This window comes from Enterovibrio gelatinilyticus (assembly GCF_028683095.1).
In the GTDB taxonomy this organism is placed as follows: domain Bacteria; phylum Pseudomonadota; class Gammaproteobacteria; order Enterobacterales; family Vibrionaceae; genus Enterovibrio; species Enterovibrio gelatinilyticus.
On the sequence record NZ_JAJUBC010000017.1, the window covers coordinates 67518 to 90607 of the forward strand.

The window sequence follows — 23090 nt, forward strand, 5'->3', positions numbered from 1 at the left end:
GAGCGACTCACAAGGACGACTGATGGCAATGATCTTCCCTTTACCTAAACGCTACCTAGCAGGATATTCGACGAAAAATGTCAGTATTTCCGCATTTGCTTCATCTTGCCCAGTGAGTTTTGGTGCGAAGGTCAACCTAACAACATTGAATTATCAGCATGACGATTCACTGCCTAAGCAAGGCTATCGTATCAGCATTGCCGACGGCTGCTTGCTTGTCGATTACTCGGATCTTCATGGCATCCGATATGCCCATCTCGCCATAAATCAATTGATCGAACAAAAAGCGATACTTCGAGACGATATCATCATTGAAGACTGGCCTGATTTTCCCACTCGCTCAGTATTAGTCGACATTAGCCGTGATCGTGTGCCAACGATGGCGACCCTCAAGCGTTTGATCGAATACTTTTCCCATTTAAGATTTAACCAGTTACAGCTCTACACAGAACACACTTTTGCCTATCAGAAACATGCTCGTGTTTGGGCTGACTATTCCCCAATCACAAGTGAAGAAATCCGTGAAATCGATGCGTACTGCCAATCATTAGGTATTGAACTGGTGGCCAACCAAGCGTGTTTTGGTCACATGGAAAAGTGGCTCAACCATCCTGAATACCATCATCTCGCAGAGCAAACGTCAGGCTTTACTGATCAACGCGGGGATTTTCGGGAAGGAGCGTTTGGGTTAAATCCTATCAGCCCACAAACCGAAGTATTTATCGACGAGCTACTTAGCGAATTGCTGCCAAATTTCTCGAGTAATACAATAAATATCAACTTTGACGAAACCATGGATCTTGGTGAAAACGCAAGCAAATCGGCATGCGAAATATTTGGTAAGGGAAAAGTCTATTTAACCTACCTCAACAAGATCATCTCATTAGCGAAATCGAAGGGTAAACAAAGCCAGATATTTAGTGACATGCTATTTCGCTACCCTAATCTGATTGACCAACTCCCCAACGACCTTACTTTGCTAAATTGGGGATACGAACCCGATCACCCTTTCGATGCAGAGCACAAACAACTCGCACTTTTTGGCTATCCATTCCATGTCGTCGTCTCAACGGATTGCTTCGCCTCGGTGTCAGGACGCTGGCATGCCGCCGTTTCACATATGCGCAAAGCTGCAAAGTCCGCGAAGCGTTTTGGTGCCGAAGGGTATATGGTGACTGAATGGGGAGATATGGGACACGGACAACAGTTTGCCATGCCTATTCCAGCCTACGCGTTTGGCGCAGCAATGGCTTGGGGAGAGGAGCAGCAATTAGACAGCAATGTCAGTCAAGCTGTTAAGTGGTTTTACCCCGATGCTAAACAGGTTGAAGTAGACGCACTTATTGCGTTGCAAGATATCTATCTCGTCACGGGCGTGCAAACCCCAAACTGTGCTTTTTTTGGTCCTGTCCTTTTCGACCAACATTCACGCAGACACATAAAACGCGCGACTGGCATTAAATCTCACACCCTTGATCTTGCAATGAATGAATTGACCCAATGGCGACAGAAGCTCGAGCCGCTTAGAGCCAGCGAATTGACTCCAGATCTACTTTGGACCATCGATGCTCTTGAGATTGCCTGCCAGATCGTTCAAGGATATGCCGACGAGAACCACCGTCAAATTGAAGACTTTTCGGCGGAAAGAAAAAGCGCACTACGCCCAAAAATACAAACTCTCTTGGACACGTATCGTCAACTCTGGACTGAATATTATCGGCCCGGTGGGGTGAATCAAAGCAGCGGACGACTCTCTTATTTACTCTCACTACTGGATGAGTCGCCAACGACCCAACATTCAACAGAGGCTGTTCATTAATGAATACTAAAGACCAAGTAAAATCCGCGATTGATGCGCTTTCGCTCGCCAATAAAGTAATTTTTGTCCACGCCTCCATGCGCTCCTTAGGTCAACTTGAAGGAGGAGCAAGTACACTATTGAACATGCTACTCGCACAAGGATGTACGGTTATCGTCCCTTCGTTTAACTATGATACGTTGTGTTACCCACCTCAAGACGATAACTACCAGCAGAATGGACACCGTGGGGAGTGGCAATTCGACAATATTCGCCCTTTTGACCGCAATGACAATCGCATTGAAGTCTCGATGGGAAAATTTGCCGCCACCGTCGTCAGCCATCAGGAACGCTTCCGAACAGATCACCCAATTGGCAGTTTCGCAGGGGTTGGGCCAAAAGCAGAAGCTGTGTTATCACACCAGAGTGACATCGATGTATATGGTCATTACCAATATTGCACTAATGCCACAGACGCGATCGTGCTGTCAGTGGGTGTCACATTAAACAGCATTACTCCTATCCACTTCGCCGAGCAAATATCCGGGCGACAGCTATTTCGTCGATGGGCTCGAACTCAAGCACGCGGTGATGTCGAAGTCTGTGTAGGTAGCTGTTCAGAAGGGTTTCATCAGCTTGAAAAAACATTGCAACCCATCGCCACCAGCATTGATGTAGGGCTGGGTCAATGGACAAGCTATCCACTCGCAGCGTTAATACAAGAAAGTGCACGTGCAATCTCGGTTAACCCAACAATCACACAGTGCGCGCCTGAGTGCCCAAGATGCCAAGATATGGCTGCAGGTGGGCTGATCAGCACAGTTCAGGGGAAACAACCTGACCTTTTTCAATAGCCACAACGAACCGTAGTTAACTCTCTTCCGGCCTTTAAAAGGTTACGCCGTCACACATTGGTTTTTTAAGCGCTTCATCGAAATAATGCCTATACAGTCATTAATTCGGTTATTTTTTGACGAACGAGAATTCATTGTCTATTTTTTAACACACTTGCAACAATAAAAGGACAGTGCCATGAAAGGAAGTCATCTCAATATCGATTATCTTGTGAAGGTAAATAAGCAAGAAGAGTTAGGTGGTTACTCTGCCTCTTTTTCCTTCACTCCGACTGAAACAAGCAAAAATAACGCAAATCAAAAAGCGTACGAACTTATGAACTCAGACAAGTCACTGTCTATTTTTAAAAGCAAAGAAGAAGCCGCAATTGCTGCCGAGAAGTGTGTTCGAGTCTGTATTGATGACGGATTTGTAAACTAGAAATTCTTCACAACACTCAGGCAACCCATTGCAAAAAGCACCTTCCGGTGCTTTTTTATTCCGTCCCGATATATCAAATCGTTCTTATCGGTTTGGGTGCCATTCTTCGTATTGCGGCATGTCGTGTTCATATCCCAACCAGCTCACTTCATCAGATTTCCAAATACGAAATGCAGGGGTTTGTTGCGGATCGTCATCTAAAGACGCCACACGAAGCACATGAACGGGCATTCCTTCTTTGGTTGAGATCAGCTGACTGCCGCACACTGAACAGAATTTTCTTAACTTACCTGGAGAAGACTCAAATTGAGACAGTTTGTCTTCGCCTTTTAACCAGCGAAAATCTTCGGGTTTCACTGCTGCACAGGTATTGAATGCCGCTGAATGCGCCTTGCGGCAAGTCTTGCAAGAACAATGCATGATGGGTGAACTCAATGTATCTACTTCGTATTGAACCTCGCCACAAAGACAGCTTCCTTTCATTTATATCTCCTCATTGCTATTGAAATATGCTGCTACCTTCCAAAAACCTTCACAACGACTGAATACAACTGGCAGGTGACACACTAACGTTACAAACATCACATTGAACACAACGTAACCACAATAAAAACCATATGCAACAATTGGATAAAAAAATGGCACCTCTGTGAGGTGCCATTTTTATGAAACGAGAAGACGCTATACCGCGTCGGCAGTCTCTGTCTTCTGTGATTTATCAAACAAAAGCTTAAAGGTCATGATGCCAATAACCATGGCTTTGATAATCATCATTTGGGTATTACCGTAGTACGCCGCCATGCCTACAAAACCTGAAATCAGCATCAGTTTGCGATAGTTGGTCAAGGTGGTCATATACAGTGCCAATAAAATGATGCCCAAATCGACAAACTGTAATGCAACAGGCAGTGTAGGCTCAGCAATAAAAGCTGTAACAGCCACATATGCAATATAGATGATGCCCGCAGCCATCACTGCACCTAGACCCGCAATCACATTTTTGGAGGCATTGGTGAAGTCTTTTGCATAGCGATACGTGTTCAGTGAAGCCACTGACAGGTTCAGAATGACTTTCGGCCACCATCCCATTAGAAACGCCCAAAGCGTATCGTTCGTCGCCGAACCAAACGCGGCAAAACGTGTAAATTTCATGGTGTTAAAAATGGTAATACCAATGTAGAAAGCAACGGATGTCCATCCAAGGATTTCTGTGATGAGGTCTAACGTCATTCAGGGATATTCTCTAAAAGAGGAGCATGAAAGGCTCAGGTTTTCGATTTTCTTTTTCGGCAATGATTAACATTATGCTGCCGAATATTTAACCAGCGCAACCGCAACTTTGCGGCGTAAAACAAGGTCAGGCTGATAATAAGGCGATAATGATGCGATTATCAACCTCTAATAAAGATATATTCCCAAGTGAGCTTCGTGAACCAGCGCCGTTCCCTCATGGACACCCTAGTTTGGGCTAAGAGGCGCTTGATTGAAGGTTTTTCGTTTGTGATTCAGGTATTCAATCCAACTCTGACTTTGACTGGTTGGCTCAATATCATTAGCACGACTGGCCTGCACGAAAGCACTGTCGATATCACCAAGTTTGTCGTAGGCCATGGCTTGAGAAAGTGCGACTTGAGCCGAGTGCTCCTTTGAAGAGACTAAAGCCAGACTCGCCAATGCATCACGATAGTAACCTCGTTGAAGTTGCAACTGAGCAACAGAGAGACGGTATTGGTTATCTTGATTCGCTGCAAGCAACCAAGTCGTGATCGCCTTATCCCATTCTTTCGATTGTTGCCAGTAACCCGCTTCCATCACAAGCGATGTCACTGAAGCATTTTCTTTGTTTAATTGATGCATCAAGGCTGCTGCCTTTTCTGGCGCACCTTGCTGTTGGTACAGCTGCGCCATCATTTGTTTTTCTGATGATGACAACACAATACCTTGTCGCTCCGCTAATACGAGAGTACTAAGCATTTCCTTTGGTTGCTTTAACCGCTGGTAACTGCCAGCAAGCTGAAGCCACCACGTTTTGTTGTTAGGATCGATTGCAATGAGTTGTTTGAGAGTGGGAATAGTGCTCTTCCAGCGTGATAACTGAATTTGAGCAATCAGTTTCAGCGATAAAGAAGGAACGTTGGGTGCTGTCAATGCAAGGTGCTTATCTATGGCAGAAAGAGACGATTTCATTTGCTTAACTTGATAATGAGCCTGTGCAATACGAAACCAAATATCTGCTCGCTCTTTCTGAGTTAGTTCTTTGGCTTCCGACGTGGTGGAGGCCTGTTTAACCAATGGATAGTAACGAGACAACGCTTCTTTATAGCGTGATTGGGACAACAGGATATCCGCAAGCATACGCTCTGCAGAGCGCTGGTCATTCGCTTCTAATTGATGACTATCTACAGCGAGTCCCAATACGTCAATGGCTTTGCTTGGCTCATTCAATTGCCAGTACAACCCACCCAACATGCGCTGAACAAACGCCAAGTCAAACCCTGCTAGCGAAGGCAGATTTTCCAATACTTCAGCGGCGTCTTGCCATTTCTCTTGCTGCTGCAGCGCAATCGCACGCTGCACCTTAACAGCGGTATAATTGGAAAGCTGCGATGAATACGCAGGCGGCGACATTAAACTTGCCGCGATGAATAACGTAGCCGCTAAGCAAAATATACGAGTGCGAAAACAAGTCATCATTTGGCTAACATAAACTCCAATTTAACGGTCTGTCCTTTTTGTTCTATCGCTTCGCCATTAACTTTTTTTGGCGTGTATTTCCACTTTTTAAGGGCACGTGTTGCCTCGCGCTCAAACATGCGTTTGGGTTTTGCTTCAATGACGTTCAAATCGGTGGGCCGTCCATTTTTATCTATGGTGAATGAGATCACGACATAGCCTTCAATTCCTCGCTTAAGAGCTTTGGGCGGATAAGTCGCATTCACCCGGACAATCGGCGTCGCCATTTGTGCAACCCCAGTATCTATGGACGCTAACTGGCTGCTCACATCAACCGATTGAGAAACAGCCGGCATTGATGTTTGGATACCCGACACACTCAAATCCATCGACACATCAGGCAACACTTGATCCAAGTTGGCATTAGACAGATTGGGCGTATTAAGCGTCTGGGAGTTAGATACAGGGGCCTGTGGTGTAGCAGGCGGCACTGGTGGCTCAGGTGGCAACACTCGTTTCTTACGCGCAAGATCAGACTCAGATTCCACCATCACAATATCAAACGCTAATGAGTCACCCACTCGCTTCGCCTTTGTTTCTGAAGGTGTCACCATTTCGGCCATCAAACCAAACAAGCCAATGACACAAATTATTGAGAAGCCCAGCGCGATAATCCAACGCAACATCAACCTTGCTCCGCTGCCAGTGCGATCTTCTCAATACCCGCACCTTTCGCGGCATCAATAACTGACACAACGGTGCCATTGTACGCCAACATATCGGCTTGAATAACCAATGCTGCATCTGCCTGTTCTACACTTAAGCGTGCCAAGGTCGCCGCTAAACGTTCTTCATCGACACGCTGCTTATTGATGTAAATTTCATTAGAAGCCGTGATCGCAACAAGAATACTGGTCCCTTTTTGCGATGAAGCGTGATTAGCAGACGGACGATTGACTTCAACACCCGATTCATTCACAAAAGAGCTCGTCACAATGAAGAAGATAAGCATAATGAAGACGATATCGAGCATGGAGGTAAGATCTACCTGAGCATCTTCTCTCGGCTTTTGATGTCTTTGAAATCTCATCACTTTACCCTCAACGCTTTCGCTAATGCGGCTTCTCGTCGCTCGCAAGCTTTGAACAGACGTGCGTGTGCGAACAGGCCCGCTAACGCGATAACCATGCCAGCCAAAGTTGGCAACGTCGCCATTGAAATACCTTCTGCCATGGTTCTCGCTTCACCCGCACCTTCAGCACCAATCACATCAAAAACCGTGATCATGCCTGTCACGGTGCCGAGCAGCCCCAGCATAGGACAAATCGCCACGAGACCTTTAATCAAGTTGAGGTGTCTGAAAAGTTGATTATGCGCTTCAAACAACCAACCATCACGAATCACACTTGATGCCCAAGATGAAGGACAAGCCCTCGCCTGCCACCGCGAGACGAAAGATTGATAAGCACTTGGAAATGTAAAACCCAAAAACAAAACACGCTCAATCACAAGTAACCAACATAGGCCAGCAACCAGTGCTAGCCCCCAAAGCACAGGGCCACCTTGAGTCATAAAGTTGTCTAGCGACAGCCACCATTGTGTCGCTAAACCTGCTTGATAAAGGCTGATGTCGGTCATGCACTTAAGCCCACAACGGTCGGTTTAATGGGAAGCTCAGATTGCTGAGCAACCAAGCTCACGCCCACTTTTTCCAGTGTTCCTCGCAGCATTTCTGCTTGTGTGGTGAGTAAGTTATGAGCAAGGAGTAGAGGAATTGCCGCAACCAATCCCATGACGGTTGTGACCAATGCCATTGATATGCCTCCAGCCATCACACTTGGGTCGCTATTACCAAATTGCGTGATTATCTGGAACGTTTCAATCATGCCCGTTACTGTGCCTAAAAGGCCTAGCATCGGCGCTAATGCCGCCAACAGTTTCAACATAGACAGGCCTTTCTCAAAGCCCTGCTGTTCATCCATAATCGCTTCCATGAGTCTCAGCTCAAGCGCATCTAAACTTCGATTAGGTTCCAAACGATACACGTTCAAAACACGCCCCAATGGATTGTCCCCTGGCGTTTCAGGCGTAGTAATTTGTCGGCGGATCCTTAGCCCTGTGCGGTACAAGACGAAGCCTCGTACACACGCGATGCCAACACCAATAACGAGTAGTGCCGCGATGACTTTTCCGACAAGCCCAGCTTGTTCGAAGCGTTGACTCAAGGTTGGCGCCGCTGCAAGTTGATTGAGTACTGCATTACCGGTGGGATCTATCACCACCAAATCACCAGTTACATCTCGTTCTAGCGCTGCCGCGGTTAGTCCGCCTTCAGGCTGAAATGGCGACAAATTCGCTTGCTGACGTTTGCCATCCCACTCGAGATATCCGTCTTTCCCGACGAGGGCTATATTACCGACATGCTGAATCTCTTTTTCACTCATCATGCCATTGGCATCTCGCACATTAAGCAATAGTGGGCCAATTTGGCTGCTGGCTGACAAATCTTCCACAATGCCTTCATACATAGCCGTGAGATCAGACAAAGAAGGTAAAGTACTAGCATCTGCGATCGCCGTCAGTTCCTGCTCAAACGAAGGTTGTAAGGCAATCACAGGTAAACCATCTCTCGCTTGTAGCGTTTCTTTTGCGACCTGTCGTACAACACCAAACACTTCACCCAAACTGCCTGTTTCAAGCACCAAGGTTTGTTCTAGGTCAGCCAATGTTTTTTCATTATCGGCAAAGTCATCGCTTAGTCGTTCAATGTCACTCTCTAACGTACGCTGTTGCTGTTTCAATGCATCCAACTGACGTTGCAGCGCTGTCTCTTGCTCTTCAAACGCAGACTCTCGCTCACTGTTATGCGACTTATCAGCCACATGGGCTGCTTGGGTATCACTCACCAAATCTGCATAGACAGGCGCTACCACAAGCGACATTAAAATAAACAACGCAGGAAATATTCGTTTCATATTCATTTCTGCTCCTCCTGCAACGAAGACACTGACAGAGGCAAGGTCAACAGAGTAGGCGCTATTTTTTTATCGGCGACTTGATAGGCAAGCTCGAGTGATTCGAGGTCAGAAGAGATAACGGGTTGCCACCTTGATTCGTCTTTGTTGAAGAACCAAAACGCTTCGCCGTCCAAACGTCTTGCTATAAGGGAGATTCGCCCAAGGTGCAAAATGTCCACATCACGAGGAACACCATCCAACACAACAGTTTCCTGATAGCTACCAAGCTTAGAACCGTAATCTAGCTCTATCTGATACGCTTCTAAAATTCGACGGAATTTTTCTGCATCACTCACATCGGACTTCGACATCAGGCTCTTCAAGGTATCAACACGTTTCTGGCGATGTGCTGCCTTAATTGGCAAATCAGTTTCTACCCATGATTCCAAGCCATCAATCATCATATACATCAAGGGCACAATGCCTTGTCTTGTGTGATTGATATCTTCCAATTGCCGGTTCAGGTTCTTCTCTTCAAGGCCTTGGTCACGGACGACATTTTGTAAATGCGTACGATAGACAGAGAGATTTTCAACATCTTGCTGAAGCAACGCGATTTCCGCTTTCATCTTTTGAGCGCGTTCGTCACTGACGTCGATACGTTGTTGCGACGCAACCGCCGATTGGAGTGTTGTGGCCTCGATAGCCGCTGCAGTATCAAGAGTATTGGCGACTACAGGGAGCGACAGGCTGATCAAGGGAATCACTATCGCTTGCGTGATGAATTTCATGAAATTTTGTGTCTCTAAGTTCGTTGCAGCATTTACAGTGTAAAAATCTCACTAGTTATTGAGACGATTTACCCAAATGCACTTTCTAAAACGATGAGTTATCGCCAGCTTTACAACCTATGCGATGACAACATCTCGTTTGTTAATATCGATGCCGTTCAGAACGATGAGCTATTTTGCTCAACCAAGCTTCGGTTTGAGTCCAGAGAGTCTCCCGCGAAGTATTGTCGCAGATTAACTCATCGACACCAGCCTGAATAAGCGCCGCATGATCTATATCAGTCAAACTTGGCAACAACGCAAACAGCGGCCGCGTTGAGCGTTCCCTTACGTGTTGAACATCAGCTAAACACGACAACATGGTATCAGACGCGATTAAAACCATATCAAAATCACACTGCCTAAGCGCCCACTCAGCCTGCTGGATATCAAGAACACGAGTCACTTTACAGCCGTGTTGATTAAGTGTCGTCTTCACCCAACCGCATAGTGAAAGTCTGCTTTCTACGAGAAGTAGTTCCGGCACATTGCCACCGCTCAAATGATATTGATTCTCATTATACTGTCATATCCTGGCAGAAAGATCTAATACTGAGTTCAACTGATTGTCCAAAAACAAAACCGTCGCACCACAATGGTTTTAGTTTGAGAGTAAGGTAGGGAAAATTAGACGTGCCTCCCACATTATCCGTGTTTAAGCATTTGAAACTGTTGCGTAATCATTGCCTAGAAGGGTAGACTCCTCAGCATAGAAATATGAATTTACACTTCCATTAATGGTATCTATATATTATATGAACAATAAGCCTCTGATTACCGTGGCACTGATTTTGTTTTTCGCAATGATAGCGATGACACTGACATCGATCACTTACTCCAATCAAATTTATGTCATACAAATTCAGAAGCAACATGAGAAACTACTGAAAGATCCAGAAGACGCTAAAGTAACTGATTTGATTGGTTTGGCGACCATTTGTGAAGATTTTCGATTCAAGAGCACGTTGTCCATGCACCTTTCTGCAGAGCAAACTTTTAGTGTTCAACGTGCCTGTGAAGACATTAAAACACGTCTTCATATGAGCCAATTTACCGAACAAAGCCTGTCAATGCGCCGCTAAGTTGGCTAGATTGCAAAAAGAAAGGGAGCTTAGGCTCCCTTTCTTTTTGCATGACTGATTGAAGCAAAACGTACATTGTGGCAAAGTCGCTCCCGAATTCACTCATACCCGCGGCATTAGCATGAACGACCAACCCAATAACCCTCTACATGGCCTTAAACTTGAGCAAATCGTCAACAAATTAGTTGAACATTACGGTTGGCAATCACTAGGTCAACAGATTGCTATCAACTGTTTTCGCAGCGATCCTTCGGTTAAATCAAGCCTCAAATTCTTGCGTAAAACACCATGGGCAAGAGAAAAAACAGAACAGCTCTATATAGACACATTCTGCGGCCAAACAGAAAGCGCAGATCCGTGGGCAGCTGCTTTGAATAAGCTAGAGAAATAGTCGAACTATCAAGCTATTTGATCGATTTGTCGTCTACGTGCTCGTGGTATATATTGGATTGTCATAAGCCAATACCTCGTATGGAGACGACATGGGATCAGGCTGGGAGTCTTTAACGCTTGTATTGCTCGCACCTCTCTTTCTTATATGTATGGTGCTTGAGTATCGATTGCTTCGAAAACGAGGAGACGACGACTATTCGCTGAAAGAACTCTTATGCAACTTCAGCTTGGCGGGACTTCATCAAGCCTCGGACATCATCGCTACTCTCTTGCTCATGCCCTTTTTCCTCTGGCTCTATCAATTCCGCGTTTTTGAAATCTCTCTCACTCCGCTTTCAATCATCAGCGTATTTATTTTACAAGACTTCTTCTATTACTGGTTTCATCGAGCATCACACAATGTGCACTGGCTATGGGCCTCACATATCGCACACCACAGTTCTGAACGCATGAATTTCACCACTGCGTTTCGCCAGAGCTTAACGTATCCACTCTCTGGGATGTGGCTGTTCTGGACCCCGCTCATGTTACTCGGTTACCCCCCCACTTTCGTTATCGTTGTGGTTGCACTTAATCTCGGCTTCCAATTCTTTGTTCATACGCGAATTGTTGGCAAGCTCGGCTGGTTCGAGCATATCTTCAACACACCATCTCATCACAGAGTGCATCACGCACGAAACTCAGAATACATCGACCGTAATTTTGCAGGCGTACTCATTATCTGGGACAAACTATTTGGCACATTTGTGGAAGAAAGAAACGACATCAACATTGATTACGGTATTCCTCACGCTATCAACAGTTGGAATCCCTTTGTGGCGACCTTTCACCAATGGAAAACGCTCTTCACACTGGCCTTTTCGCCTGACAAGACTTCCATAAGCCATCGTCTTACCTATTTATTTGGTGCTCCCAAGATCAGCGATGACACTATTCGGAATAAAGCTTCCAGAAGTTCGACACGCCAAAATTAAGCTGACTCGCCACATACCAGACTAGGGTCTGTTGATCTTTGGTGGTTAAATTTTGCGGAAAACCAAGCAGCCATCGCAATTTTCAAGGTATTGCGTCGCATCCATGTCCCGCTACTAAGAAAGCTCTGCAAGTCGCCCTAAAGCCTAATCAATGCTGTGTCTATACTTATTACCATAAATGTAACCGCTTACATATATAGCATTCCATAAGGTTCAGTTGGCCCATTAGGTAGGAGGCACCATGTCAGATAAGAAAGGAAGATCATCAGACACGGACGAGCAACAAACGAAAGGCATCTACGATCTCTACAACAAACACCCAGAAACCGCAGACGAAACGGTGTTTGGACGTAAGAGCCACTCTGACAGGCGTGGATTTCTAAAAGGTGCAGGCTTAGCCACCATGGCTGCCGTGCTTGGCGGTGCGATTCCGTTTCATCGCAACATGCCCGCAGGCATGGTTCCCGCCGCATTTGCGGAAGGATTAGACGATGTCACCATTGCAGGAAAAGATGGCCTGATCGTGCTTAACGACAGACCATTAAACGCAGAAACGCCGCCTCACCTGCTTAATGACGATGTCACACCAACGGCACGACATTTCATTCGTAACAACGGTATTCCGCCCACTGCTGTCGATGCTGATACATGGACCCTGACCATTGATGGCTTAGTCGACAAACCCATGACACTCACCATTGAAGACCTCAAAAAGAACTTCGAGGTGGTAGAGCAGCAATTGGTTGTGGAATGTGGCGGTAATGGCCGCGCGTATTTTGAACCGAAAGCCAAAGGCAATCAATGGACCCTGGGTGCTGTTGCGTGTTCATCTTGGACAGGCGTGCGCTTGGCTGACGTATTGAAAGCCGCTGGCGTGCAAGAAGGTGCGGTGTATACCGCCCACTACAGTGCGGATAAACACCTTTCGGGCAAGGAAGGCAAACTGCCCATTTCTCGTGGGGTACCGATAGAGAAAGCCTTGGGCGGTGAAAATCTAATTGCCTTCGCACAAAATGGCGAAGCATTGCACGACATGAACGGTGCGCCGCTTCGCTTGGTTGTGCCAGGTTGGCCGGGTTCGTGTTCGCAGAAATGGCTCACCAAAATCACCGTCAGAGACCAAGTGCATGATGGGCCAAAAATGACAGGCAAAGCCTATCGCGTGCCTAACCGCCCAGTTGCGCCCGGTGAGAAAGTCGATAAAGACGATTTTGTGATCATCGAAAGAATGCCCGTGAAATCGCTGATCACCTCGCCACAAACGAACAGCGAAGTGGCTGGCAAAGAAGTCTTGGTTCGCGGTCACGCGTGGTCTGGGGATCGCAACGTTTCCAAGGTTCAGCTTTCGAATGATTTCGGTGCAACATGGATCGATGCCGATCTTTCCGATCCCGCTAACGAAGGAGCATGGCAAACCTTTGAATCGAAAGTCACTTTCCCACAAGCCGGTTATTACGAAGTGTGGGCAAAAGCGACCGATGACCAAGGTGTAAGCCAACCGTTCGCGATTGCATGGAACCCGAAAGGCTACCTCAACAACAGCTTTCACCGTATCGCACTCGTTGTAAAAGGGTAGGTGGAATGGCTTTGATGAAATCAACCACAGCGTCGTTATTCGGCGCTGCTTTCCTATTTTCTCCCCTCGCAGCAAACGCCGCAGATGATGCCTTGATTGCAGCAGGGGAACAACAAGCCGCCGTATGTAAAGCGTGCCACCAAGTCGAACCTGACGGCATTACGGTTGTTGGCCCTCCCCTCTACGGACTCGCGGATCGAGAAATCGCCGCGTTTTCGGGCTTCAATTACAGCGATGGCCTTTCAGCGAACCGTGTTGAAGGGAAAACATGGGATGCGGAATCCCTTGATGCCTTTTTAACGTCACCGGCTGATTTCGCACCAGGCACGAACATGGTGTATCCCGGTGTGAAAGATCCCGGTGCTCGCGCAGCCATCATTGCGTGGCTCGCCACAAAAAATCCGACGCCGCCAAATTGGCAAAGCAGCGATGAAGCGATGCCTGTGAAAGCATTAGGGGAAGGCATCCTTACTCCAGATGAAAACATGGCCCTCGTTGCCTCTACCTGTTCTGTGTGTCACTCCTTGCACCTTGTTGTACAGCAAGGGCTGAGTCGCGATAGTTGGGACGAAACCTTGGAATGGATGGTCGATGAGCAAGGCATGGATGAACTTGAAGACGAGGATCATGAACGCGTCCTTGATTATCTCGCCACTTTCTACGGCGAATAGTTTATAGCGAACCATTTACAGCGAACAATTTACGATGGGTAGCTGGCAGCAGTTAACTGTCGTCGATAGCGAAATCTGAGTTTTGTTCTCAATTGTTGGCGGAGCAACTGCGCAAATCTGCACCGCCTTCCTTTCTAACAATCTGATATCTCTAGTAAGCTCTATGTCATATTCAATGACATAGAAATTAGCTCATGACGCGCATTCAATCGATAAAACGCTGTGCAGCGGCAGTCTCTTTCGCACTGACCCTTTCTCCTTTCTCTGCCTTTGCAAACACACAGCCTGATCTCGGCAGCACACCGATCGTCGGCACTATTTACAACAGCAGCCAGTTGGTTTTCTCGGGTATTTATGAATCCATGAATGTCAGTGCAGCCACCAGTCGAGACATCGCGCTGTTTACGGTAGGCGGTGTCGCGCTCGATGCCTTGGTATTGACCTTGCCTCTCGATGCGAGCGTTAAGGCCAGAGTTATTTCTCAATTATCCAATCCGAAATACGCGATTCAGCTCGGGCACTTGCTCTATAGCTTTTACGATCGCTACACCGGCGAAGTGGTTAACCAAGACATCTTCAAACAGTATTTGCTAGACACTTTTAGCGAGGCTGAACTCGCGCAATGGCAGCATTCATTGTTCTCAATCGATGACAAAAAAGAAGCGACCAAATCAAGCAGCCATGGCCCGAAAAGCGAAGAAGAAGCCCTGCTGAATCGACAGTTCATCGCCGCACTAGTCACGCTGTATGATGCCCTTTTTGGCAAAGACAAGCTGCTCTATGGCGATGACCTGCCGGATCAATATCAATACCTCACGGACAGCGAAGCTGATAGGGAAACGGTCGCCACCGTGCAGCAAGTGCTGGTAAACATGCTCACTAAATACAGTGAAAGCCTTGAAGACGGCGACATGAAAGCGGCCATTCTCGGCATCATTGATGATGCTAAGCCAGAAAATCAAACCAAAAAGAACAATCGTGCCCAAGCCATTACCATCAGCTTGGTCGACTTTGTGCGACTCAATGTGTTGAAAGGCTATCGCCAGTACCTTCTTGAAGGCGCGAAAGTCGACGCATTAAACGCGTGGATGCAAGACTCACTCGACGATGACCCTAACGGGTTACTCTCCTATCTCACCCATCAAAACATCCGTCCCTTTGCCGTGCAAATGACGGTCGATGGTTTGCAACAAGGGTTAATTCAAGGCTTGGTGAGCAAACAACCTTCGCCATTTTTGCAGCAAGTAAAGCGCGATGAACAAAACATCGAAAGCTTTGCTCCACAAGGCGTCGACATTACTCAAACAGAACACACTCCCGATAACAGCTTCTTGTTTGAGATTGCTGAGAAGCCATATACCGACCCTCGTTACTTGCCGTTTTTCAGTCGACTATATCAAGAAGGGGCGAAAGGCATTGTCGAGTATGGCGTTTCTACCACGCCAACCATTAGCGTACGCAATCTGCCCATCATCAAAACCGGGGCAAACGTCGCTGGCGATGGCGGCACAGGCATCCCGAATTTCCACTTCGTCGATCGCCAACAAGATCGCGCCTATTACTTCTTTGGTAACGATGCTATCCAGTTGGATCCCTTGTTTAGCGGTAACGGCGCAAAGACGCAATTCGAGCGGCTTGTCCCTCTCGTCACGCTTAACTGCAACGCTCAATATGATTGGTACGCGCAATCCAGTTACGATCCACTGATTAACCTTGGTCTCGGCGAAGCAATCCGTGATTTTGGCGAACAACGCTGCTTAAAAGATCTGCGTAAGCGCGGCGAATTAGAAGTCTCCCTTCACACAATGCGCGAAGGCTTGATTAAAGACATTAAGTCGTATCAAGACATCTCATGGTGGACACCACTGACGCGCACTACCAAGCGCTTGACCATTAAAGACAAACTGGAAGATTACGCCCAGCTTTCCCAAAAAGGGTTGCCTGACTTTGTTCTAGCCTACAATCCATGGGCTGATCATTTCGCTCACTTCACTGGCCCCTTTGCAGATGAAATCCTCGCACCGACGGGCGAGCTCAATCGCTTAGATTTCTGGCTTGGAGAAATGGAAACGGTTTACCGAAAAGCTGGGGTTTACGATCAGGTGCTTTGGGGCATAGCGGGCGATCATGGTTTGTCGCCTATCTACCATATCGTCAGCCCAGAGAAAGAAGTGTTTGAGGGTATCCAATCGGATTACGACATGTCACTGCGAATTCGTAAGATTTCATCTGACGAAGGGGAAGGCCCCAAAATCACTAATACCTTTGATTACCCAAGCAACAAAGGGATCGATGTGATTGTCGCATCCACTGCAGGTGGCAATTACATGATGGATCTGTTCAATAGCCAGCGAGGCTGGGAAACACAGCCTCTGTATAGCGAATTAACCTTCTGGAAACCATTGTCCGCAGGGAAAGATGACCCTGCGATAGACATGGTGCACGAAACCGCTTCACGTCTTGGTGACAGCCTAGATTACCTTGCGGTTCGCGAACAAGACTGCAGCTTATCGGCCTGTACGTTGCGATTGGTGGCCGTAAAAGACGGCGTTCGACATGATGAGTTCATTACTCGCCAAGGCAACCGCACCTTGTATCATGCGAAAAACGGGCAACCTCCAGTGCTGTTGAATCTCTATGAGGCCAACCCTTACGCTGCAGCGCTGAGCAAATCAGATAAGCGGGAAAAATCTGCGTTAATTGACCAGTGCATGAACAATGCAGACCCAACCAACACGCAAACCTGGTGTGATGAAAGCACATGGCAGCAACTCACAAGGCTAACACCGCGGCCTGATAGCGTGAACCAGTTGGCTCACCTGTATGACGAAGACCGCGCTGGCACCATCAATTTGTTTCCTGCCATGGGCGTAGGCTACAACACCAAAGTGCCGGGCCGCCATGCGGGTGAGCATTTCCACGAGAAAGATGCCTTTATCGGGTTCTGGGGAACACCCGTCACCAGTAAAACGCGTATTCCTACTGCCGTGAATGGATCACTCGCACCCACGCTGTATGAATATCTGTCGGATAAGCCCGTGAAAGTCGGGGAAGACGGCTGGGGTTTCCCTTCTTTGTTGGAACAGCTTAAAAAATAACACTTTAGGGTAACATCTCACATCAATGTAATAGAGCCACTCATCAAGCGTGGCTTTTCTTTAACTTACTCCCAGCGATTCATCGCCCTCTTGTTTGTGCCACAAACAAAAATGTATATACATCATATAGCAAACGCATTACATCAAGTGCCCACAATGAGCAGCAAAAAAAAGAACGCAGAGAACAAGAAAGACAGCCAGCTGATCATTCGTATTAATAGCGCACAACGTGATGAATTCGTATCACTGTGTGAAGACCTCGATACGTCAGCCGCGCGGGAAATTCGTCGATTCATCAAACAATTTTTGAAAGAAAATGGGTCGAAGACCCAGTAGAAATGAGCTTATCGGAGTATGCAGTACCGTTGAGTTTCTCTTGTCAGCCACTAAAGGAGAATCAACATGGCTAAGACGAAAAAAGAACTGAAAAAATCACTGAAGAAAGCAAAAGCGAAAGTAAAACAAATCAAAAAGGCGCTAAAGAAAGCGTAATTCACCACGCGTGATTACGTTACCTTTTTGAGTAACAAAAACCGATGTGAGGCCTCTTACAAAGCTGTCTGACATCGGTTTTTTATTCGTATTGAAGAAGTACACCAAACTCATCTGTCGCGATCAGTGCTTAATCATCAGGACTGTCATCGACCTCATCGGCTATCCAATCACTCATTCACTCTCGATTAAGCACACAAGGATCGGTCATGCCGTAGTGTCTCCATCAAGATAGTTGTGCCCGGGGAGTTAACAAACACCATCGAGCGCTGATATTCAGCGAGTGTCTTCGCAATCTTGTCATAGGTAATCAGCGTGGTCGCACCATCAGCACACTAAATCCAGCTTGGAATGCCGCCAGCCATTGATTAGTGGCTAGCTCCCCAACACCATAGTCACTTGATTTCATTATTTTATACTTACAAAGCCCAACGAAGTTTACAAACACTCGTTAAATATCCACCACAAACGCTATATATTTCTGCCTTTGCTAATATTCCTCCGTGTATTTCAGTGACATTCCGCACAATTTGCTAGTCTATATGTGTCGGCATGCATTACCACTTTACTGACTTAATTGAAAAGTGGAGCTTTTTTATTCGTTTTATCGTTCTGGTATTCGCAATAAGGAATTGACTATGAAATTGACTTTCCGACTAGTCACTATTCTGGCAGCATTCATCGCCATCCCTTCACTCGCAAAAGAAGGAATGGTTCAGATTCAAAGCCAATATAGTGTTCCCGTCACAACAGAACGTCTGATCGTCGCGGCAAAGGCTCGCGGGCTCAAAGTCATTGGACGTGTCAATCATGCAGAAGGTGCGCAGAAGGCAGGCTTAACATTACGTCCAACTGAATTGGTGATCTTTGGTAACCCAAAAGTCGGCACGCCAATCATGGAATGCAGCCAGTCCGCGGGTATTGATTTGCCGCAAAAAGCATTAATTTGGGAGGATGCCAAAGGGAAAGTTTGGTTAGGCTACAACAGCCCTAACTATGTCGCTCAGCGTCATCGCATAGATAATTGCGGCTTGTCCGTAAAAAAGGCCGAAAAAGCGTTGGTTTCTTTAGCTAAGCTGGCGACTCAACCTTCACCTTAGCCTTCTAGCTTTGGTTTTTCACTTTTTTACAAATCGACAAAAAACAAAAAACCCGCAGGCTTTCGCCTGCGGGTTTTTTTATAGAAAGTCGTTAAGAATTACTTCTTAGCGTTTTTCTCTTTTTGCTCAGCGATTACTTTTTCAGCAACGTTAGCTGGGCAAGCTGCGTAGTGTGAGAACTCCATAGAGAACTGACCACGGCCTGAAGTCATAGTACGTAGAGTACCGATGTAACCAAACATCTCTGACAATGGCACGTCACCCTTGATGCGAACACCGGTAACACCAGCTTGCTGATCTTTGATCATGCCACGACGACGGTTAAGGTCACCGATAACATCACCAACGTGATCGTCTGGAGTGAACACGTCAACGTTCATGATTGGCTCAAGAAGTTGCGCGCCAGCTTTAGGCATAGACTGACGGAATGCGCCACGTGCTGCGATTTCAAATGCTACTGCAGATGAGTCAACTGCGTGGAAACCACCGTCGTACAGCTCGATTTCAACGTCAAGAACAGGGAAACCAGCAAGAACACCGGTGTCCATCATGCTCTTAAAGCCTTTCTCGATTGCTGGCCAGAATTCCTTAGGAACGTTACCACCAACAACCACAGACTTGAAGGTAAAGCCAGAGTTTGGCTCACCTGGTTTCATGCGGTAGTCGATCTTACCGAACTGACCAGAACCACCAGACTGTTTCTTGTGCGTGTAGCTATCTTCAACTTGTTGAGTGATAGTTTCACGGTAAGCAACCTGAGGTTGACCAACGATTAGGTCTACACCGTAAGTACGCTTCAAGATGTCTACTTTGATGTCTAGGTGAAGTTCGCCCATACCTTTAAGGATGGTTTCGCCAGTTTCTTCATCAGTTTCAACTTGGAACGTTGGATCTTCAGCAACCATTTTACCGATCGCGATACCCATTTTCTCAGAACCGCCTTTGTCCTTAGGAGCAACAGCGATAGAGATTACTGGAGTTGGGAAGATCATTGGCTCAAGCGTACACTCGTGCTTAACATCACAAAGAGTGTGACCAGTTTGAACGTTCTTCATACCTACAACAGCGATGATGTCACCCGCTTGTGCAGTAGTCAGTTCGTTACGGTCGTTTGCTTGCATCTCAACCATACGGCCGATACGTTCAGTTTTGCCAGTCGCGCTGTTAAGGATGGTATCACCCTTCTTCATCACACCTGAGTAGATACGGATGAAAGTAAGTGCACCGAAACGGTCATCCATGATCTTGAACGCAAGAGCTTTTAAAGGCTCATCAGCAGAAACGATCGCGTATTCGCCGTTTGGCTCACCAGCTTCGTCAGTTAGCGGCTGTGGATCAACTTCTGTAGGAGAAGGTAGGTAATCTACAACTGCATCTAGTACAAGTTGCATACCTTTGTTCTTAAACGCAGAACCACAGAACGTTGGGAAGAACGTACAAGTACGAGTACCAGCACGGATACAACGCTTGATGTCTTCAATAGAAGGCTCTTCGCCATCCATGTAAGCCATCATTAGTTCGTCGTCTTGCTCAACCGCAGTTTCGATCATCTCTTCGCGGTATGCTTCTACGTCGTCAACCATGTCCGCAGGAACATCTTGAACTTCATAGTTTTCTGGAAGACCAGAGTCATCCCAAACGTATGCTTTACGCTCTAGAACATCCACAACGCCCACGAAATCGTCTTCGCGGCCGATTGGTAGAGTCATGATCAACGGAGTTGCGCCAAGCACTTTCTTGATTTGCTCAACAACGCTGAAGAAGTCTGCGCCCATGCGGTCTAGTTTGTTTACGAAAATAACTCGTGCAACTTCTGAGTCATTCGCGTAACGCCAGTTAGTTTCTGACTGAGGCTCAACACCACCAGAACCACAGAAAACACCGATACCACCATCGAGTACTTTCAGTGAACGGTAAACTTCAACGGTGAAGTCAACGTGTCCCGGAGTATCGATAACGTTAAAACGGTAGCCTTTCCAGAAACAGCTAACTGCTGCAGACTGGATGGTAATACCACGCTCAGCTTCCTGTTCCATGAAGTCGGTAGTAGATTCACCATCGTGAACCTCACCAGTTTTGTGGATTTGACCGGTAAGCTTAAGGATACGCTCGGTAGTAGTGGTTTTACCCGCATCAACGTGCGCGAAAATACCAATGTTTCTGTATTTACTTAGATCTGTCATTGTTCGTCTCTATAAACAATTACTGGCTTATATAAGGGCGTGGATTATAGCAGGCGTTGTCGCGTAAAGAAACATGTAGTACGCAGCGATATACGATAAGTTTTTTTCGCTGTATTTCTGTACACTTTTCAGAGCAAATCACGTCCGTTTCCTCAGGTCTAACCGCCAAACCAAACAAAAACGTAGCAGCGTATGTATTAGTCCTGATTCTAATGGAGCATTAAGACACTGTGTTGTGGTTGCAAACCGACCTTTTTTCAACCAAACCAATCTCTATTACTCCTCTTTGAGTGCTTCTCTCTCACAATCGAGATCAACGACTCGTTATTGCATAGATAAATCCCTATAGTCTGCGCGTATTTAACAGCCCAAGGAATTTACATGTCTTCTGCTCGTATCTCATCGTTGGAGATGGGCCGACTATTGGCCATATTCGCCGTCATCATCATCCACGCCGGACCATTGCGCGGCGAAGCCTATAGTCAAAGCATCAATATAGTCTCAGATGCGCTCAATCAACTGTCTCGTTTTGCTGTCCCCTTCTTCTTTCTTTTAACGGGATACTTTGTCCAGCAAAAATTGATACAAGATCCCATACAAACCTTCAGTCGCTATGCCAAGCCACTGATGACCATTTGGCTTGCTTGGAGCGTTATTTATCTACTGTTACCTTTCCGACTCGATGTCGTCATGAGTGAAGGGTATTTGGCGGAGCGAAGTGGGTACTGGAATTACTTGTTAGAAGCGCCTCTCAATACGCTTTTTGAAGGCGGAATGGTTCATCTTTGGTACATTCCAGGCTTGCTATGCGCGCTAGGTATTATGGCATTACTTATCAAGTATCATCAGCAACATCTCATGGTACCTTTGGCTTTAGGGCTTTACGTTTGGGGGCTAGGCGCAGGAAGTTATCAAATCATTCTTGAAGGTAACGCGCCAATATTTACACGCAACGGACCTTTCTTTAGCTTAATCATGGTGGTTGCCGGGTTCGAACTGCGTCGCAGAAGCATTATGCTTTCATCAAACATCTCACTCGCGATGTTTATCGGCGGTTTATCGATGTGCCTTGCTGAAGGTGCGTTTTTGAGTCAATACGATATATGGATGGCGACACATGACTTCTTACTGGGAACGCCAATCATGGCTATCGGTATTTTCTGCCTGCTGCTAAACAACCCACGATGGGGAAACCAGCCGATTGTAATGGCGTGGAGCCAGCGCGTACTGGGTGTTTACGTTGCACACTTTGTCATTATGATTTTATTGTTCAACGTTTTTGGCGCATACGGTATTGACGGTCCAACTAAAGATATCCTACTCGCCCCACTGACGATCTTACTGTCTTTTGCTTTCGTGGTATTGCTTGAAAAGCTTCCATTCACTCGTGTCTTAGTGCAAATGGAAAACAAAGGCTCCCTCTCCGTTACCAAACAGAGTGCGCCTTAACCTAAAACACCGTGGGCCGTAAGATGAAATAAAGTCTCAACGGCAACACAAAAACGAGATGAACAAAGAGTCGCTATTCAACAGGCAAGTAAATAGTCATAAAGAGAAAAGTCCGGGCTTCCGGACTTTTTCATTCATGGCAGTCAGCAATAACTTAGTCACGTATTAAGTTGTCAATTTTCTTTAGAAAACTGTCTTTCAAATGGGCCTGATCGTATTTGAGATCATACGTGTTGTGAAAACCAATATGCAATTCAACGCCATTACCCTTCAAAAACACGTTGTAGCCATCGTAATCCGTATACGCTTCGATCCCTTGATAGACTTTCCCAAATTCGGTATCAGTCCCTTTTTCCATCACCACTTCAAAAGCCGCTAACAACTTGGCTGCATTAAGTTCATTTTTCATTGCGTACCCCACGTATGAGTAGACTCGCTCGTTACACATGCAAAGACATCTCTTGGCTCGCTATTAACAGTATCATTTTCAACGATGATGAAAGCCAAAATGGAACAGCCAAAGAGTGATCAGAAACCAT

Annotated in this window: 21 protein-coding genes and 1 pseudogene; 12 read left to right on the top strand and 10 right to left on the bottom strand. The window is 46.5% G+C overall.

Going from position 1 to position 23090, the window contains the following annotated elements:
* Nucleotides 1-22 precede the first annotated feature (22 nt).
* From LRP50_RS15215 to LRP50_RS15225, 3 genes are all read left to right on the top strand, one after another.
* On the top strand, nucleotides 23-1819 hold the full coding sequence (locus LRP50_RS15215; protein WP_274165311.1) for a family 20 glycosylhydrolase: 1797 nt from the start codon (nucleotides 23-25) through the stop codon (nucleotides 1817-1819).
* On the top strand, nucleotides 1819-2652 hold the full coding sequence (locus LRP50_RS15220; protein ID WP_274165312.1) for an AAC(3) family N-acetyltransferase: 834 nt from the start codon (nucleotides 1819-1821) through the stop codon (nucleotides 2650-2652). Before LRP50_RS15215 ends, LRP50_RS15220 begins: the two co-directional genes overlap by 1 nt.
* Nucleotides 2653-2830: 178 nt before the next feature.
* Nucleotides 2831-3073 (top strand): hypothetical protein, encoded by a 243-nt coding sequence (locus LRP50_RS15225; protein WP_274165313.1) that lies wholly within the window; start codon nucleotides 2831-2833, stop codon nucleotides 3071-3073.
* Between the two features lie 84 nt (nucleotides 3074-3157).
* On the opposite strand, the gene LRP50_RS15230 is transcribed toward LRP50_RS15225, so the two are convergent.
* The 8 genes from LRP50_RS15230 to LRP50_RS15265 all read right to left on the bottom strand — a co-directional run bounded on the left by LRP50_RS15230 (nucleotide 3158) and on the right by LRP50_RS15265 (nucleotide 9494).
* On the bottom strand, nucleotides 3158-3556 hold the full coding sequence (locus LRP50_RS15230) for a GFA family protein (RefSeq protein ID WP_274165314.1): 399 nt from the start codon (nucleotides 3554-3556) through the stop codon (nucleotides 3158-3160).
* A 198-nt stretch (nucleotides 3557-3754) separates the two neighbouring features.
* Nucleotides 3755-4303 (bottom strand): hypothetical protein, encoded by a 549-nt coding sequence (locus LRP50_RS15235; protein WP_274165315.1) that lies wholly within the window; start codon nucleotides 4301-4303, stop codon nucleotides 3755-3757.
* A gap of 228 nt (nucleotides 4304-4531) precedes the next feature.
* Complete coding sequence (locus LRP50_RS15240; RefSeq protein ID WP_274165316.1) at nucleotides 4532-5767, bottom strand: tetratricopeptide repeat protein; 1236 nt, start codon at nucleotides 5765-5767, stop codon at nucleotides 4532-4534.
* Nucleotides 5764-6432 carry an energy transducer TonB gene (locus tag LRP50_RS15245; RefSeq protein ID WP_274165317.1) on the bottom strand — a complete coding sequence of 223 codons (669 nt, stop codon included), beginning with the start codon at nucleotides 6430-6432 and terminating at the stop codon, nucleotides 5764-5766. The genes LRP50_RS15240 and LRP50_RS15245 overlap by 4 nt, the downstream gene beginning before the upstream one ends.
* Nucleotides 6432-6836 (bottom strand): ExbD/TolR family protein, encoded by a 405-nt coding sequence (locus tag LRP50_RS15250; protein ID WP_274165318.1) that lies wholly within the window; start codon nucleotides 6834-6836, stop codon nucleotides 6432-6434. Before LRP50_RS15250 ends, LRP50_RS15245 begins: the two co-directional genes overlap by 1 nt.
* The gene (locus LRP50_RS15255) at nucleotides 6836-7384 is read right to left on the bottom strand and encodes a MotA/TolQ/ExbB proton channel family protein (RefSeq protein WP_274165319.1); all 549 of its coding nucleotides are present in this window, start codon (nucleotides 7382-7384) and stop codon (nucleotides 6836-6838) included. Before LRP50_RS15255 ends, LRP50_RS15250 begins: the two co-directional genes overlap by 1 nt.
* The gene (locus LRP50_RS15260) at nucleotides 7381-8727 is read right to left on the bottom strand and encodes a MotA/TolQ/ExbB proton channel family protein (protein ID WP_274165320.1); all 1347 of its coding nucleotides are present in this window, start codon (nucleotides 8725-8727) and stop codon (nucleotides 7381-7383) included. Before LRP50_RS15260 ends, LRP50_RS15255 begins: the two co-directional genes overlap by 4 nt.
* The gene (locus LRP50_RS15265) at nucleotides 8724-9494 is read right to left on the bottom strand and encodes a DUF3450 domain-containing protein (RefSeq protein ID WP_274165321.1); all 771 of its coding nucleotides are present in this window, start codon (nucleotides 9492-9494) and stop codon (nucleotides 8724-8726) included. Before LRP50_RS15265 ends, LRP50_RS15260 begins: the two co-directional genes overlap by 4 nt.
* 794 nt (nucleotides 9495-10288) lie before the next feature.
* On the opposite strand from LRP50_RS15265, the gene LRP50_RS15270 reads away from it, so the two are divergent.
* The 8 genes and pseudogenes from LRP50_RS15270 to LRP50_RS15305 all read left to right on the top strand — a co-directional run bounded on the left by LRP50_RS15270 (nucleotide 10289) and on the right by LRP50_RS15305 (nucleotide 18919).
* Nucleotides 10289-10615: a hypothetical protein gene (locus LRP50_RS15270; RefSeq protein WP_274165322.1), complete on the top strand. Its 327-nt coding sequence runs from the start codon at nucleotides 10289-10291 to the stop codon at nucleotides 10613-10615.
* Between the two features lie 121 nt (nucleotides 10616-10736).
* Nucleotides 10737-10946, top strand: a pseudogene (locus tag LRP50_RS15275) (VF530 family protein); the annotation flags it as partial.
* Between the two features lie 151 nt (nucleotides 10947-11097).
* Complete coding sequence (locus tag LRP50_RS15280) at nucleotides 11098-11982, top strand: sterol desaturase family protein (protein WP_274165323.1); 885 nt, start codon at nucleotides 11098-11100, stop codon at nucleotides 11980-11982.
* Nucleotides 11983-12223: 241 nt separating this feature from the next.
* Entirely contained in the window at nucleotides 12224-13558 is a 1335-nt protein-coding gene (locus LRP50_RS15285; RefSeq protein WP_274165324.1) for a molybdopterin-dependent oxidoreductase, read from the top strand.
* 14 nt (nucleotides 13559-13572) lie between these two features.
* Entirely contained in the window at nucleotides 13573-14229 is a 657-nt protein-coding gene (locus LRP50_RS15290) for a c-type cytochrome (RefSeq protein WP_274165325.1), read from the top strand.
* 362 nt (nucleotides 14230-14591) lie between these two features.
* Nucleotides 14592-17327, top strand: coding sequence for an alkaline phosphatase family protein (locus LRP50_RS15295; protein WP_274165353.1), 2736 nt, complete (start codon nucleotides 14592-14594; stop codon nucleotides 17325-17327).
* 156 nt (nucleotides 17328-17483) lie between these two features.
* Complete coding sequence (locus LRP50_RS15300) at nucleotides 17484-17663, top strand: hypothetical protein (protein WP_274165326.1); 180 nt, start codon at nucleotides 17484-17486, stop codon at nucleotides 17661-17663.
* A 794-nt stretch (nucleotides 17664-18457) separates the two neighbouring features.
* On the top strand, nucleotides 18458-18919 hold the full coding sequence (locus LRP50_RS15305) for a DUF302 domain-containing protein (RefSeq protein WP_274165327.1): 462 nt from the start codon (nucleotides 18458-18460) through the stop codon (nucleotides 18917-18919).
* A gap of 98 nt (nucleotides 18920-19017) precedes the next feature.
* On the opposite strand, the gene fusA is transcribed toward LRP50_RS15305, so the two are convergent.
* On the bottom strand, nucleotides 19018-21102 hold the full coding sequence (fusA, locus tag LRP50_RS15310) for an elongation factor G (RefSeq protein WP_274165328.1): 2085 nt from the start codon (nucleotides 21100-21102) through the stop codon (nucleotides 19018-19020).
* 381 nt (nucleotides 21103-21483) lie between these two features.
* Between fusA and LRP50_RS15315 the strand changes: the two genes are divergently transcribed.
* Nucleotides 21484-22551, top strand: coding sequence for an acyltransferase (locus tag LRP50_RS15315; RefSeq protein WP_274165329.1), 1068 nt, complete (start codon nucleotides 21484-21486; stop codon nucleotides 22549-22551).
* A 154-nt stretch (nucleotides 22552-22705) separates the two neighbouring features.
* Here LRP50_RS15315 and LRP50_RS15320 read toward each other — a convergent pair whose 3' ends face one another.
* Complete coding sequence (locus LRP50_RS15320; RefSeq protein ID WP_274165330.1) at nucleotides 22706-22960, bottom strand: DUF3081 family protein; 255 nt, start codon at nucleotides 22958-22960, stop codon at nucleotides 22706-22708.
* Between the last annotated feature and the right edge of the window lie 130 nt (nucleotides 22961-23090).